Genomic DNA, 14,319 nt, shown 5'->3' with positions numbered 1-14,319 from the left:
AATGAGTCTCTATCAACTGCAGGACAGCACCGCGATCGTCACCGGCGGCTCATCGGGCATCGGCCTGGCCTGTGTCGAGCTGCTGCTCGAAGCCGGCGCGGCCGTGGCCTTCTGCGGTCGCGACGAAGATCGCCTGCGCAGCGCCGAAGACCAGTTACGTGAACGTTTTCCCCAGGCGCGCTTGCTCGCCCAGGTCTGCAACGTCCTGGACGCCGACTCGGTGAATGCCTTCGCCGCCGCCAGCCTTGCCGCATTGGGACCCGCCAGCGTGCTGATCAACAACGCCGGCCAAGGTCGCGTGTCGACCTTCGCCGACACCACCGACAGCGCCTGGACCGAAGAACTGAACCTGAAATTCTTCTCGGTGATCAACCCGGTCCGCGCCTTCAAGGCACAGCTGCAAAGCCAGGCCAACGCCGCCATCGTCTGTGTCAACTCGCTGCTGGCCAGCCAGCCGGAACCACACATGGTCGCCACCTCGGCCGCGCGCGCCGGGGTGATGAACCTGGTGCGCTCGATGGCCACCGAATTTGCCGTCGATGGCATTCGGGTCAACGGCATCCTCATTGGCCTGGTCGAGTCCGGGCAATGGCGCCGGCGTTTCGAAGCCCGGGAAGAACGGGAGCTGGACTGGGGCCAATGGACCGCCCAGCTGGCACAACGCAAACACATTCCCTTGGGGCGCCTGGGCCTGCCGATCGAAGCGGCCCGCGCAATCCTGTTCCTGGCCTCGCCTCTGTCGGCTTACACCACAGGCAGCCATATCGATGTTTCTGGAGGCCTGTCCCGCCATGCGTAATGAAAATACTGTCACCGTTGGCGCTGCCATCACCGCGTTTCTCGAGCAATGCGAGGTCAAGGCCGCGTTCGGTGTGATCTCGATCCACAACATGCCGATCCTCGATGCGTTCGCCGTGCGCGGCAACATCCGCTTCGTCATGGCCCGCGGTGAAGCCGGCGCGACCAACATGGCCGACGCCTATGCCCGCACCACCGGTGGCCTGGGTGTGTGCCTGACGTCCACCGGCACTGCGGCGGGTAACGCGGCGGGGGCGATGGTCGAAGCGCTGACCGCCGGCACGCCGCTGCTGCACATCACCGGGCAGATCGAAACGCCGTACCTGGACCAGGACTTCGCCTACATCCACGAAGCCCGCGATCAACTGACCATGCTCAAGGCGGTGTCCAAGGCGGCGTTCCGCGTGCGCAGCGTCGAAACCGCACTCAGCACCATGAAGCTGGCCGTGCAGACCGCCCTGACCGCGCCGACCGGCCCGGTGAGCGTGGAAATCCCGATCGACATCCAGTCGACCTTCATCCCGATGCCCACCGACCTGTCGCCGTTGCCGATTCCGGTGGCCGTGCCTGCACCGGAAGCACTGGACCTGGTGGCCGAGCGCCTGGCCACGGCCACCCGCCCGCTGTTGTGGCTCGGCGGCGGCGCGCGGCATGCCGGCCCGCAGGTCAAGCGCCTGCTGGACATGGGCGTCGGCGTGATCACCTCGACCCAGGGTCGCGGTGTGGTCAATGAAGATGACGAACGCTGCCTCGGTGCCTTCTCGCAAAACAAACTGGTCGAGCAGTTCCTGCAAAGCTGCGACGCCCTGCTGATCGCTGGTTCACGCCTGCGCAGCAACGAGACGTTCAAGTACGCGCTGAAGCTGCCACGCAATACCCTGCGCATCGACGCCAACCCGGCCATCGAAGGGCGCAGCTACAACAGCGAGCTGTTCATCTGTGGGGATTCGGCGCTGGCGCTCGAAGGCCTGGCCGATCGCCTGGAAGGTCGCCTGCAGATCGACCCGACCTTCCTCGCCGAGCTCAAGCAAGTGCGTGAAAAATCCCGCACGCAACTGATCGCCGACCTCGGCCCGTACTCGGCCATGGTCGAACAGCTGCAAGCGCTCACCGGACGCAACTTCTCCTGGGTGCGCGACGTCACGTTGTCCAACAGCATCTGGGGCAACCGCCTGCTGACGTTGTACCACCCACGCGCTGGCGTGCATGCATTGGGTGGCGGCATTGGCCAGGGTCTGTCGATGGGCATCGGCGCGGCCGTGGCGGCAGCGGAAACCGCGCCTGAGCGCAAGGTGTTCGCCCTGGCCGGTGACGGCGGTTTCATTCTCAACCTTGGCGAGCTGGCGACGCTGGTGCAAGAGAACGCCAACGTGGTGATCCTGCTGATGAACGACCAGCGCTACGGGGTGATCCGCAACATCCAGGACGCGGTGTACGGCAGTCGCCATTGCTACGTCGACCTGCACACGCCGGATTATTCCAAGCTGGCCGAATCGCTGAACCTGCGCCATGGCCTGGTCACCGACCTCAAGGATTTCGGCAAGGTCGTCGACGGTGCGCTGGCGCAACCCGGCCCGTTCCTGCTGGAAGTGGACATGCTCAGCGTCGGCAGTTTTGCCACCCAGTTCGCCGGTCCGCCCAACAGCGAAACCAAAGCGCAGAAAGCCACGGCCTGAGGACTTCGCCATGTTGCATATCACCATGATCGGCTGCGGCGCCATTGGCGTCGGCGTGCTCGAACTGCTGGAGAAAGACCCGCAGTTGTGCGTCGACTACGTCATCGCCTCGGCCGGTTCCGAAGAGCTGGTGCGCCAGCGGCTGGCCAGTTTCAAACAACCGCCGCAAGTGCTCACGGCCTTGCCGGCCGACGCGCGCCCCGACCTGCTGGTCGAGTGCGCCGGCCACAAGGCCATCGAAGAACACGTGTTGCCGGCCCTGGAGCGGGGCATTGCCTGCCTGATCGTCTCGGTCGGCGCGCTGTCCGAAGTCGGCCTGGTGGAACGCCTGGAAGCGGCCGCCGAACGCGGCCAGACCCGCATCGAATTGCTGCCCGGCGCCATCGGCGGCATCGACGCCTTGTCGGCGGCCAAGGTCGGCGGCCTGGACTCGGTCGACTACACCGGACGCAAACCGGCGCGCGCCTGGAAAAATACCCCGGCGGAGCAGGCCTTCGACCTCGACAGCCTCACCGAAGCCACGGTGATTTTCCAGGGCAGCGCCCGCGAAGCGGCCCGCCTCTACCCGAAAAACGCCAACGTCGCCGCGACCTTGTCGCTGGCCGGGCTCGGCCTGGATCGCACCCATGTGACCCTGATCGCCGACCCGCTGAGCGAGGAGAACGTGCATCACTTCGAAGCCCGTGGCGCCTTTGGCGGGTTCGAACTGAGCCTGCGTGGCAAACCGCTGCTGGCCAACCCGAAGACCTCGGCGTTGACCGTCTACAGCGTCGTCCGCGCCTTGGGCAACCACGCCCACGCGATTTCGATCTAGGAAACTGCGATGACTCTCGAACAGACTTTACCGATCTGCATTGCCGGCCAGTGGCGACTGGGGCGCGGTGGGCGTTACGCCACCTGCTACCCGGCCACCGGCGAAGCCGTGGCCTGGCTCAACGCCGCCAGTGTCGAAGACGTGGAAGACGCCGTGCAAGGCGCCCACCAGGCGTTTCTGCACAGCGGCTGGGCGCAGCGCAAACCCCATGAACGCGCCGGCGTGCTCTATCGCATCGCCGAGCTGATCCGTGAGCGCAGCGAAGAACTGGCGCAGTTGCAGCGCCAGGACAATGGCAAGCCGATCAACGAAACCCGAGCCCTGGTGGCCAGCGCCGCCGGCACCTTCCAGTTCTTTGCCTCGGCCTGCGAAACCCTCGAAGAAACCATTACGCCGTCCCGGGGTGATTTCGTCAGCATGAGCGTTTACGAGCCGATGGGCGTGATCGCCGCGATCACGCCATGGAACTCACCGATTGCCAGCGAAGCGCAGAAAGTCGCCCCGGCGCTGGCGGCCGGCAACGCGGTGGTGATCAAGCCGGCGGAAATCACTCCGCTGATGGCCTTGCAGCTGGCGCGCATCTGCGAAGACGCCGGGTTGCCCAAAGGCCTGCTCAGCGTGTTGCCGGGCAAGGGTTCGCTGCTCGGCGATGCGCTGACCCGTCACCCGCTGGTCAAGCGCGTATCGTTCACCGGCGGCACCAGGACCGGCAAGCACATTGCCCACATCGCCGCCGACAAGATGATGCCAGTGTCCCTGGAACTGGGCGGCAAATCGCCGACCATCGTCCTGGAAGACGCCGACCTCGACCACGCGGTGGCCGGTGTGCTGTACGGCATCTTCAGTTCTTCGGGCGAAGCCTGCATCGCCGGTTCGCGCCTGTTCGTCGCCCGCGCGCTGTACGAGCCGTTCATGGCGCGGCTGGTGGCGGCGGCGGCCGAGCTGCGGGTCGGTGATCCGGCGGACGAGCGCACGCAAATGGGCCCGCTGATCAGCGCCGCTCACCGTGAATCTGTGGAACGTTATGTGGCACTCGGGCTGGCTGAAGGCGGGCGCCTGCTGCTCGGAGGCCAGCGTCCGAGCGGCGGTGTTTTTGATCAGGGTTACTACTATCCGCCGACCATCCTCGAAGGTCTGAACAACAGCCAGCAGGTGTGCCAGGAAGAAATCTTCGGCCCGGTGCTGGTGGCCATGCCGTTCGACGACGAAGCGCAATTGCTCGAGCAGGCCAACGACAGCCTGTACGCCCTCGCCGCCGGTATCTGGACCCGCGACTACAAGCGCGCCTGGGCCCTGGGTCGAAAAATCCAGGCCGGTACGGTGTGGATCAACACCTACAAGCAGTTCTCGATTTCCACCCCGTTCGGCGGCTGGCGCGACAGCGGCCTGGGACGTGAAAAAGGTCGCCTTGGCATCCTGCAGTACATGGAACAGAAAAGCCTTTATTGGGGCATGAATGAACAGCCACTGGCCTGGGCCGGTGTGCAACGTGAGGTGGGGTTATGAGCGTTTTAGGCATTGATGAAGTCACCTACGGTGTCGAAGACCTGGAAACCAGCGCGCGTTTTTTCAGCGACTGGGGCCTGAGCAAAGTCAGCGAGCAGGCTGACGAGGTGATCTTCGAAACCCTCAACGGTTGCCGCGTGGTGCTCGCCGACATCGACAAGGCTGGCCTGCCGCCGGCCATCGAGCCCGGCTCGACGGTGCGCGAAGTGGTCTGGGGCGTCGAAAGCGACGCCGACCTCAAGCTCTACAGCGAGCGCATCGCCAACGACCCGGGCTTCATCGAAGCCAACGGCCGTATCGGCTGCACCGACCCTAATGGCCTGGCGATCCGTCTGCAAGTGACCCGCAAGCGCGAACTGGACATCGAGTGCAGCGGCCACAACACCTGGCAAACCAAGGGCCGGATCAACAAGGCCGCGCCGATCTACGACCGCGCCACGCCGATCGAAGTCGGGCATGTGGTGTTTTTCGTCAAGGACGTCAACGCCTGCGAAGCCTTCTATCACGAACGCTTCGGCTTCCAGGCCTCGGACCGTTATCCGGATCGCGGCGCGTTCCTGCGCACCGCTGAAGAAGGCGGTCACCACGACCTGTTCATGCTGCAACTGCCCGCCCCGCGCGCCGGCCTCAACCACGTCGCCTTCACCGTGCGCGATGTGCACGAAGTGTTCGGTGGCGGCATGCACATTTCCCGCAGCGGCTGGGCCACGGAAATCGGCCCGGGGCGCCACCCGGTGTCGTCGGCGTTCTTCTGGTACTTCAAGAACCCGGCCGGCGCACTGGTCGAGTACTACGCCGACGAAGACCAACTGACCGGCGAATGGCAGCCACGCACCTTCGAACCCGGGCCGACCGTCTTCGCCGAATGGGCGATTGCCGGCGGCATCGACGGCAATACCCGCCGCCAGCAAAACGTCGAGGCGCCGAAGGGCAAGTTCCTCACCGACAAACCCAAGTCCTGAGCAGGAGTCGTACATGTCTTCGCTGAATATCGCCATTGCCGGCGCCGGGATCGGTGGACTGACCGCCGCCATTGCCCTGCACCGTGTCGGCCATAACGTCACCGTGTTCGAACAGTCCAAAGCCTTTTTGCGGGTCGGAGCCGACATCAACCTGACACCTAACGCCGTGCATGCCCTGGATGGGTTGGGTGTTGGTCCAGCAGTGCGTATTCCCGCTGCTCGTCCCACTCACCGGATCAGCCGGATGTGGGACAGCGGCGTGGAAACCTCGCGCCTGGAAATGTCCGATGCCGCCGAACAGAAATACGGCGCGCCGCAACTGACCATCCACCGCGCCGACCTGTTGGCCGCACTGGCCAATGTCTTCCCGCAAGAACAAGTGCAGTTTGCCAAGCGCGCCGAGCGCGTGTTGCAAACCACCGACGGTATCGAATTGCACTTCAAGGATGGCAGCCGCCACCTCACCGATCTGTTGATCGGCGCTGACGGCATTCATTCGGTGGTGCGCAATGCGCTGTTCGGTGACGAGCAACCACGTTTTACCGGAGTGGTCGCCTATCGCGCCGTTGTGCCGGCCGACAGCGTCGCGCATGTGCCGGACATTCAGGCGTTCACCAAATGGTGGGGGCCGACCCCGCAAAGCCAGATCGTGACCTTTCCGCTGAATCAAGGCCGGGACATTTTCATCTTCGCCACCACCGCACAGGACAGCTGGCATGAAGAGTCCTGGACCAGCGCCGGGGATGCCGATGAATTGCGTAGCCACTATCGGGACTTCCATCCGGATGCCCGTGCCTTGCTCGATGCCTGCAGCGACGTGCTAAAGACCGCGCTGTATGAACGCGATCCGTTGCCGTTCTGGTCCAAAGGTTCGATGACCCTGTTGGGCGATGCTTGCCATCCGATGATGCCGTTCATGGCTCAAGGTGCCGGCCAGGCAATCGAAGATGCCGTGGTGCTCGCGCGCCATCTGCAGGGGCTGAACAGCAAGGCTCAGATTGCTGATGCTCTGCAGGCTTACCAGCAGGCGAGACTGCAACGCACCAGCCAGATCCAGATCGGCTCGCGTGGCAATCAATGGCTCAAAGACGGTGGCAACGCCGATTGGGTTTACGGCTATGACGCCTGGACAGTGCCGACACCGAACGCGGCCTGAACGTGACACGGGCCTCGGTGAAAACTTGCCGATGCCCTCGTATGACTTTATTCCCGTGCGCGAAATGATCCGCGAACGGGTACGCAATGGAGGTCCTTGAGATGCGCAATACCGAACCCTGCCTGGAGCCGCATCAGGCCCGTAAACGCCCCAATACCCAGTTCGAGGATCTGCTCGGCGATTCCATCGAACGCGCCTTCGGCAACGGCGTGACCGAGTTGCCCGAGCTGCTCGCGCACCTGAACCTGGCTGGGCCGCCCTGCCCGCTGACCACCGGTGAGTGGACACCAGACGCCTATAAAACCCTGATGGCTCGGCTGGGCGAATGACCCGCCGGAGGTAAATAAAAAATGAACATGAACACAACCGTCGATCCTGTAGAACAGCTCCTGGCAAACGGCTTGAAGAACCTCTGGTTCCCCGTCCTGCCGTCTGACCAACTGGGCGAGAAGCCGGTGTCGATCCGTCGACTGGGCTACAAGATCGCCCTGTGGCGCGACAATGACGGCAGCGTGCATGCCCTCGAAGACCACTGCCCGCATCGCGGCGCGCCGTTGTCCCAGGGACCGGTGCTGGGCGACCGCCTGCAGTGCCCTTACCACGGCGTCGAAGTGCGCTGCGACGGCACCGTCACCAAGGTCCCCGGCAGCCCCGGTTGCAAACTCGAAGGCAGCCGCCCGACCCGCATGTTCCACACCCGTGAAGCCGCCGGCGCGATCTTTCTCTACAACGCCGTCGAACCGCACGTTGAACATCCGCCGGAACTGGTGCTGCCCGAGCAACTGAGCTCCCCGGAGTGGAGCAGCTTCCTGTGCTACGCCGAGTGGCAAGGCGACTACCGCTATGTCATCGACAACGTCATGGATCCGATGCACGGCACTTACCTGCACAAGATGTCGCACTCCATGAGCGAAGGCGAAGCCACCGCCAAATTCGTCACCCGTGACACCGACAAAGGTTTCTTCTTCGAGAAAGAAGGCCAGCGCGGGGTGAACTTCGACTGGACCGAATTCATGGACGACAGCTGCCACTGGCTGCGCCTGGAAATCCCTTACCCGAAAACCGGCGGCCCGGGCGGCAACTTCACCATCATCGGTAGCTACACGCCGAGCAGCACCTCCTTGTCGGCAGTGTTCCACTGGCGATGCCGGCCACTGACCGGCTGGCAGCGCGACACCTGGCGCTTCCTCTACAAGAACCGTCTGGAAGCCCGCCACTGGGCGGTGCTGGAACAGGATCGGGTGCTGCTCGAATTCATGGAACCGGACGCCAACCAGCGGGAGAACCTCTACCAGCATGACCTCGGTGTGGTGCGCCTGCGTCGCTACCTGAAAAACGCTGCCAAGGCTCAGCTTGAGCTGATCGACGCGAAGCAGTTGCCATGAACCTGATCGTGCATTGTGTTCTGGCCGGCGTGTGTGTCGATTTGCGAACTGTCGAAAAGAGGTGACCGATGATGTCTCATTCCTCCCCCATCACCGCGCTCGTGCACACCTTGCGCTACGAAGCCCAAGGCATCATCAGCGTCGAGTTGCGGCCCTATGGCGACACCGTGTTCGCCCCGTTCGAAGCCGGCTCGCATATTGATCTGCACCTGCCCAACGGCCTGGTGCGCAGCTACTCGTTGCTCAACTCGCCGAGCGACCGTGGCCGCTATGTGGTCGGCATCCTGCGTGATCGCAACAGCCGTGGCGGTTCGGAATATGTGCACGGGCAATTGCGGGTCGGCATGCAACTGCCGATCTCGTCGCCGCGCAACAACTTCCAGCTCGACCTGAGCGCCAGGCACAGCGTGCTGGTGGCCGGCGGTATCGGTATCACGCCGATCTACTGCATGTTCCGCCAGCTGTTGGCCCTGGGCAAATCCGCCGAGCTGATCTACTGCGCCCGTTCGCGCCAGGAAGCCGCACTGGTGGAAGAACTCAGCGGCCTGAGTGCCAAGGTGGTCTACCACTTCAACGACGAAAAGGGCATGCCGCCAGACCTCAGCGCCTACCTGGCTGGCCAGCCCGACGACACGCATTTTTACTGCTGCGGTCCGACGCCGATGCTCGACGCGTTCGAAAGCACCTGCGAAGGCCTCGGCTATCCCCATGCACACATCGAGCGATTTGCCGCGGCTGAACTGCCGCCGTCCGAAGACGCACAGAGCAGTTACAGCGTGGAGCTGAAAAAGTCCGGCAAGACGTTGTCCATCGAGCCGGGTCTGAGCTTGCTCGACGTGCTGCTCGAGGCCGGTTGTGACATTGATCACAGCTGTCGCGAGGGGGTGTGCGGTTCGTGTGAAACACGCGTCCTGGAAGGTGATGTCGATCACCGTGACGGCGTGCTGACCAAAGCCGAACGTGCCGCAAACAAATCCATGATGGTCTGTGTTTCGGGGTGCAAGAGCCGGCGACTGGTACTCGACCTGTAGTCACTTTGCGTTATTTCATCCCTTGAACAGGCCGGCTTTTTAGCCGGCCTTTTTAATGCGCGGAAAGTAATCGCCGCACAACTAACGTGCAGTTTGGTTACCCCCTGAACGCGCTGTTTCGCAGGCAACACATAAAAACGCGTTTCCCATATAAACAATTGTTTTACTTGGAATTTTTACTAAGCAACGATCCAGGCCGGTACTGGCATGGTTTCTGCTCTATCCCTGTCAGGTTCATAGGTCAGACACCGTATTACCTACGAAACAGCCCAAACAAAAAAACACACTGCATAACAGCAACACATGAGCCTTCCCTTTATTGCCACTTTAAGGCGAGCGGGAAAGTGTTGCCGGTCACTTTGCAGTGCTCAACTTCGCAGGGGAGTCAGCATGAAGAAGTACGTTATAGGCCTGGGACTGATCATCAGCAGTTGCGTCAGTTTCGCCGGCGAACCCGGCCCTGCCGCCCCCGTGACCTCGACCACCGGCAAGAAGCCGTTTCCGCATATCGCCTGGCGCAGCGATGACGGCCAGAGCAGCCTGGACATCGGCGGCGCCTTGCGCACCAACTACCGCGACGAGCATTGGGACACCACCGAAAACAATGGGCGGTTTCTGTTCGACACCTTCCGCATCGATGTGCAAGCGACTTACAAGAACCTCTACAGCGATGTCGGCTACTGGTTCCAGGACGACGGCAAACGCTCCATCGATCGCGGCTTCGTCGGCTATCGACTCAACAGCAATTCCAATCTGCAAGTGGGCGCACCGTTCAAACCGTTCGGGCTGGAACCCTATCCGCAATTCGGCTGGAGCTATCACCTGCCGTTCTTCATGGGTTACGGCGTCAGCGCCGGCACCGGTTTGAAGTACAGCTACAAGGACAAGGACTGGGACCTGCAACTAGGCTACTTTCCGCGCATGTTACCGTCCGACATCCGCTACTCGCCGGAAGTCGGGCGCTATGCCGACTTAAAGGACAATGCCATCCCCTTCACCCAGTCGCGCCAGGACAACGAGAAACACAACCAGCTCAACGCCCGCGTCGCCCGGACCTTTGTCAACGATGGCTGGAAGACCGAACTCGGCGCATCGCTGGCCACCGCCCAGCTCTACAACGCCACCACCAAGGACGACGGCGACTACTGGGCCGGCGGCATCCACGCCATCATCAACGCCGGCCAGTGGACCGTCAGCACCCAGGGCATTCGCTACGAATACGACCCGAAAAACCCGGCAGGCGTCAGCGACAATTCAATACTGATGGGCAGCAACGGCCTGACGCCCGCCTACCTGATTGCCGCCAAGGCCACCATCGCTTCGCTGAACGTCGCCTACGACATCCCGACGCCGAAACTGGGGCCCTTGAAGAAGATCAAACTGTACAACGACTACAGCCGCATGATGAAAGACGAGAGCGGCTGGGACGACTCGCAGATGTACACCGTGGGCGCACAGTTCCTGGCGATGCCGATCATGGCGTGGGTCGATTTCACCTGGGCGAAAAACGCCAACCCCTATGGCGGCGCGGAGAATGGCACGGGGTTTACCAATACCAGTTCGGTGGGCAGTAATGAGTGGTACTACCGGACGAACGTCAATATTGGATATTACTTTTGAAACTTAAACGCCAGATCGCGGCCTGCGGTTCCTACGGATCGAGGCGCGTCGTTCGGAATTCGGGTTGACGCAAAACCTGTAGGAGCCCGGCTTGCCGGCGATGGCGATTTCAGCCCGCAGCAAGCGGGTATCGGGTAAACGAAAACCGCTGAATCTCTCGATTCAGCGGCTTTTATCGGGTGCTTTACTGCGACAGATGCAGCAACAGGAAATCAATGAACGCCCTCGATTTATGGGGCAAATGCGGGCTATTGGGGAATACCACGTTGACTGACTGCGAGGGCAACGAATAGTCGGGCAGCAAACGGATCAGCCGCTTGCTGGCGATGTCATCCTTGACCACCCAAGCGGGCAGCACCGAGACACCCAGGGACGACAAGGTCATGGAGCGGATGGCCGTGGAAGAGTTGGATTCAAACTGATTAACCCCGTTGATCTCGACAGTCCCCAGGTGCGGATGGCGCAGTGTCCACTGGGTCGGTGCCTGCAGGTTGCTGTTGGCGATCCACGGCACCGAGTTCAGGTCCTGAGGATTCTGCACCGGGTGACGGGCAAGAAACGCCTCGGTAGCCACCATTACAACTTCATAATCGGCCAGTTTACGACTCTTGAAAGCCGAGTCCGCCAAATTGCCCAGACGGATGACCAGGTCCAACTTTTCCGCCACCAGATCATTGAGTGACGAGTTGAAGTTATAGCAGATTTTTATTTCCGGGTAGCGCTCTATAAACTGCGGTATCAACGGAAGAATATAGGCCTCGCCGTATTCACTGGTGGAACTGAAGCGCAACTTGCCGGACACCCGATCATGCCCTTTCAATACGTTATCGAAGGCATTATCGATGTCTGCGACAATGCCTTTGAATTCTTCATAAAAGTCCTGACCGATTTCCGTGAGGGATATATTTCGGGTATTTCTAATTAACAAGGTCGCTGACAGCACGTCCTCCAGCGCCTTGACGTGCAGGCTGGCCATGGCCTTGCTGATGTTCAGGTAATTGGCGGCCTTGGTGTAAGAACCAAAATCGACCACGGCCAGGAATGTCTGGACCCGATTAAGATGAGTGTGCATGGAAATATGGGCTCACTGTCAAATCCCGTCAAACATTGTTTCAAGGATAATCGGATCGACAGTTCAAGTCCACCGACCCTATGCTTTGCGGCAAAGGGGAAACAACATGACCTACCGCTACAAAGTTGCACTGGTATTTCTGATCGGCTTTTTTATAGACTGCACTAACATCTTTATGTCAGCGGTCGCATTACCGAGTATATCGGTAGCGCTGCACGTCAGTACTTCAGACGTTGCCTGGGTGGCTAATGCTTATATTCTAGGGCTGACACTGATCATTCCGGTCAGCACCTGGTTGGCCGGTCGTTGTGGCAGTCGGGAAATCCTCACCGTCTCGATGATCGTGTTTACCGCCTCCGTGTGGATGTGTGGGCTGGCCAACAGTTTCAACGAGCTGGTGATCTGGCGCTTCGTCCAGGGGATTGGCGGCGGCCTGTTGATTCCTGTCGGACAGGCACTGACGTTCAACCTGTTCAAGGGCGAGCAGCGGGCGAAAATATCCACGTTGGTCATGGCCGTTGCCCTGATTGCGCCCGCCATTTCACCGACCATCGGCGGCATCATCGTCGACAGCAGCTCCTGGCGCTGGTTGTTCTACAGCAATATCCCGTTCTCACTGATCGCGGCATGGCTGTCATGGTTCTGGATCAACGAAGCGCGACCAACGACTTTGCCCAGACCCGACATCAAGGGCTTGCTACTGGTCAGCGCCGCGCTCGGCAGCCTGCTGATGGGCTTGTCGTTGTACGGCGGTGACGCTGCGGCATGGTTGGCCGCCCTCTTCGTCATGGCAGGCTTTACGTTCGTCGTGCTGTACGGGTTGCACTATCGCAACTGCAAAAATCCGATCATTGAACTGAGCCTACTCAAAAGCAAAAAACTCAGCACCTCCATCTTTATCTATTACGCGATTCCCGGTGTGTTCACGGGGGTCAACCTTATGAGCATCTTCTTCCTGCAAAACACCCTGCACTTCAGCGCCCGACTGACCGGGATGTTCATGATCCTCTACGCCTTCGGCGCATTCATCGCGATGCTGATCTGTGGCCGGGTCTATAACCGGATGGGCGCCAAGCGGCTGTTTGCCCTCGGCATGCTCTTGCACAACGCCGGCATCGCCACCCTGTTACTGGTGAACGATCCCTCAGACTTTCTGGTGATCGTCATCGCCTACAGCTTGATGGGGATCGGCGGCGGCATCGGTGCCAACACAGCACAAACCACCTCACTGATGGACTTCGAGGGCTATGACACCCACAAGGCCAGTGTCATCTGGAACATCAACCGACAGATGTCATTCAGCATCGGCGCTGCCTTCTTCCTGATGGTTTTCAACCTGTTCTCGAAGCATTTCGATACCACCCAGGCCTACCACATGACCTTTGCCGTCGCCGCGCTGGTAGGCCTGTGCCCACTCTTTCAACTGAGTCAGTTGAACACTAAAAAAGGACTGTCATGCACAACAAAATAGTTGAACAGGCGCACCACAGCATTCATCACGTGCACGAGCTGATCCACACCCTGTTCACCGACGCAAACGGTAAGGGCCAGGCCACGCTGGAACCACTGATATCGGCCTTTGCCGAACACTTCACCATGGTCACCACCTCGGCCGACATTGTCAGCCGGGCGACGGTCGAGCAGATGTTCAAAGGTGCAGTTGGCGCCAAGCCAGGCCTGGAGATCGTCATCAGCGAGCTGCAGACGGTCTGGCAGGAAGGCAACAGCGTGGCGATTCGCTACAAGGAAACCCATCGCCTCGGCCAGCGCGAAAGCTCACGGGTTTCGGTGGCGATCATTGGCATGCATCACCACAACGCCCAATGGATCTACCTGCATGAAACGCCGCTAGGCTAGCGGGAAAATAAACCCGTGCCCTTTCCCCCTCTTTCCCGCTTTCCCGGTCCTCTTTCCCCCGCGTACTTTCCCCGTCTTCCGGTGAATACGCATTCCCTCCTGTAGGAGCTGTCGAGTGCAACGAGGCTGCGATCTTTTAAAAAGCCAGATCAAAAGATCGCAGCCTCCGGCAGTTCCTACAGATGAGGACGCACGCCCCTGTAGATAACGTCTTGGACCTCGTCGCCCCCCTGCGACAAACCCTGCGAATGTGAAAATTTCGTTAACCAATTGGTAAGCAGGGCTTTTTTCCCAGGATCCAATCTGGCACACTATTGAGAATGATTATCACAAGTAATCTCATCAGCTTTTGTGCAAGCCCCACCTCCGCCTTGTAGCGCAAAACGGCTCACCCGCCGCTGCTGAAATTCCACTTCCTGCTCAACGAACTGCAATCCCTTTT

12 protein-coding genes and 1 pseudogene are annotated in these 14,319 nt (G+C 60.7%); 12 read left to right on the top strand and 1 reads right to left on the bottom strand.

All coding sequences use genetic code 11. From position 1 onward, the window contains the following. Nucleotide 1 precedes the first annotated feature (1 nt). The 10 genes from DKB71_RS10605 (at nt 2) to DKB71_RS10560 (ending at nt 10,948) form a co-directional block, all read left to right on the top strand. The gene (locus DKB71_RS10605) at nt 2-799 is read left to right on the top strand and encodes an SDR family oxidoreductase (RefSeq protein ID WP_408600315.1); all 798 of its coding nucleotides are present in this window, start codon (nt 2-4) and stop codon (nt 797-799) included. Next, the gene (locus DKB71_RS10600; RefSeq protein WP_274076423.1) at nt 792-2,474 is read left to right on the top strand and encodes a thiamine pyrophosphate-binding protein; all 1,683 of its coding nucleotides are present in this window, start codon (nt 792-794) and stop codon (nt 2,472-2,474) included. Before DKB71_RS10605 ends, DKB71_RS10600 begins: the two co-directional genes overlap by 8 nt. Nucleotides 2,475-2,484: 10 nt before the next feature. After that, entirely contained in the window at nt 2,485-3,288 is an 804-nt protein-coding gene (locus DKB71_RS10595; protein WP_274076422.1) for an aspartate dehydrogenase, read from the top strand. Between the two features lie 9 nt (nt 3,289-3,297). After that, nucleotides 3,298-4,794, top strand: a complete 1,497-nt coding sequence (locus DKB71_RS10590; protein WP_408600314.1) for an aldehyde dehydrogenase — start codon at nt 3,298-3,300, stop codon at nt 4,792-4,794. Next, nucleotides 4,791-5,756, top strand: a complete 966-nt coding sequence (locus DKB71_RS10585; protein ID WP_323607706.1) for a VOC family protein — start codon at nt 4,791-4,793, stop codon at nt 5,754-5,756. The genes DKB71_RS10590 and DKB71_RS10585 overlap by 4 nt, the downstream gene beginning before the upstream one ends. A 13-nt stretch (nt 5,757-5,769) precedes the next feature. After that, on the top strand, nt 5,770-6,912 hold the full coding sequence (locus tag DKB71_RS10580; RefSeq protein ID WP_408600313.1) for an FAD-dependent monooxygenase: 1,143 nt from the start codon (nt 5,770-5,772) through the stop codon (nt 6,910-6,912). 101 nt (nt 6,913-7,013) lie between these two features. After that, nucleotides 7,014-7,241, top strand: a complete 228-nt coding sequence (locus tag DKB71_RS10575) for a recombinase-like helix-turn-helix domain-containing protein (protein ID WP_274076418.1) — start codon at nt 7,014-7,016, stop codon at nt 7,239-7,241. A 21-nt stretch (nt 7,242-7,262) separates the two neighbouring features. After that, nucleotides 7,263-8,297: a Rieske 2Fe-2S domain-containing protein gene (locus DKB71_RS10570; RefSeq protein ID WP_408600312.1), complete on the top strand. Its 1,035-nt coding sequence runs from the start codon at nt 7,263-7,265 to the stop codon at nt 8,295-8,297. Nucleotides 8,298-8,368: 71 nt separating this feature from the next. Beyond that, a complete protein-coding gene (locus DKB71_RS10565; RefSeq protein WP_408601080.1) occupies nt 8,369-9,328 on the top strand; it encodes a PDR/VanB family oxidoreductase in 960 nt (319 codons plus the stop codon). Nucleotides 9,329-9,718: 390 nt separating this feature from the next. After that, a complete protein-coding gene (locus tag DKB71_RS10560; protein ID WP_408600311.1) occupies nt 9,719-10,948 on the top strand; it encodes a hypothetical protein in 1,230 nt (409 codons plus the stop codon). A gap of 184 nt (nt 10,949-11,132) precedes the next feature. Here DKB71_RS10560 and DKB71_RS10555 read toward each other — a convergent pair whose 3' ends face one another. Next, nucleotides 11,133-12,020, bottom strand: coding sequence for a LysR family transcriptional regulator (locus tag DKB71_RS10555; protein ID WP_274076415.1), 888 nt, complete (start codon nt 12,018-12,020; stop codon nt 11,133-11,135). 106 nt (nt 12,021-12,126) lie between these two features. Between DKB71_RS10555 and DKB71_RS10550 the strand changes: the two are divergent. Then, nucleotides 12,127-13,495 (top strand): annotated as a pseudogene (locus DKB71_RS10550) (MFS transporter). After that, nucleotides 13,476-13,877 (top strand): DUF4440 domain-containing protein, encoded by a 402-nt coding sequence (locus DKB71_RS10545; protein WP_408600310.1) that lies wholly within the window; start codon nt 13,476-13,478, stop codon nt 13,875-13,877. The pseudogene DKB71_RS10550 and the gene DKB71_RS10545 overlap by 20 nt, the downstream one beginning before the upstream one ends. Nucleotides 13,878-14,319 lie beyond the last annotated feature (442 nt).

The sequence above is a fragment of the Pseudomonas sp. PLMAX genome (assembly GCF_046042685.1).
GTDB classification, from domain to species: Bacteria; Pseudomonadota; Gammaproteobacteria; order Pseudomonadales; family Pseudomonadaceae; genus Aquipseudomonas; species Aquipseudomonas putida_AE.
This window is presented reverse-complemented; position numbering and strand designations above follow the sequence as displayed.

What these genes read in the sequence shown, in the direction of transcription:
- DKB71_RS10560 (WP_408600311.1), top strand. Translation starts at nt 9,719, where the DNA reads ATGAAGAAGTACGTTATAGGCCTGGGACTGATCATCAGCAGTTGCGTC.
- DKB71_RS10570 (WP_408600312.1), top strand. Translation starts at nt 7,263, where the DNA reads ATGAACATGAACACAACCGTCGATCCTGTAGAACAGCTCCTGGCAAAC.
- DKB71_RS10575 (WP_274076418.1), top strand. Translation starts at nt 7,014, where the DNA reads ATGCGCAATACCGAACCCTGCCTGGAGCCGCATCAGGCCCGTAAACGC.
- DKB71_RS10600 (WP_274076423.1), top strand. Translation starts at nt 792, where the DNA reads ATGCGTAATGAAAATACTGTCACCGTTGGCGCTGCCATCACCGCGTTT.
- DKB71_RS10580 (WP_408600313.1), top strand. Translation starts at nt 5,770, where the DNA reads ATGTCTTCGCTGAATATCGCCATTGCCGGCGCCGGGATCGGTGGACTG.
- DKB71_RS10555 (WP_274076415.1), bottom strand. Translation starts at nt 12,020, where the DNA reads ATGCACACTCATCTTAATCGGGTCCAGACATTCCTGGCCGTGGTCGAT.
- DKB71_RS10590 (WP_408600314.1), top strand. Translation starts at nt 3,298, where the DNA reads ATGACTCTCGAACAGACTTTACCGATCTGCATTGCCGGCCAGTGGCGA.
- DKB71_RS10565 (WP_408601080.1), top strand. Translation starts at nt 8,369, where the DNA reads ATGTCTCATTCCTCCCCCATCACCGCGCTCGTGCACACCTTGCGCTAC.
- DKB71_RS10585 (WP_323607706.1), top strand. Translation starts at nt 4,791, where the DNA reads ATGAGCGTTTTAGGCATTGATGAAGTCACCTACGGTGTCGAAGACCTG.
- DKB71_RS10595 (WP_274076422.1), top strand. Translation starts at nt 2,485, where the DNA reads ATGTTGCATATCACCATGATCGGCTGCGGCGCCATTGGCGTCGGCGTG.
- DKB71_RS10545 (WP_408600310.1), top strand. Translation starts at nt 13,476, where the DNA reads ATGCACAACAAAATAGTTGAACAGGCGCACCACAGCATTCATCACGTG.
- DKB71_RS10605 (WP_408600315.1), top strand. Translation starts at nt 2, where the DNA reads ATGAGTCTCTATCAACTGCAGGACAGCACCGCGATCGTCACCGGCGGC.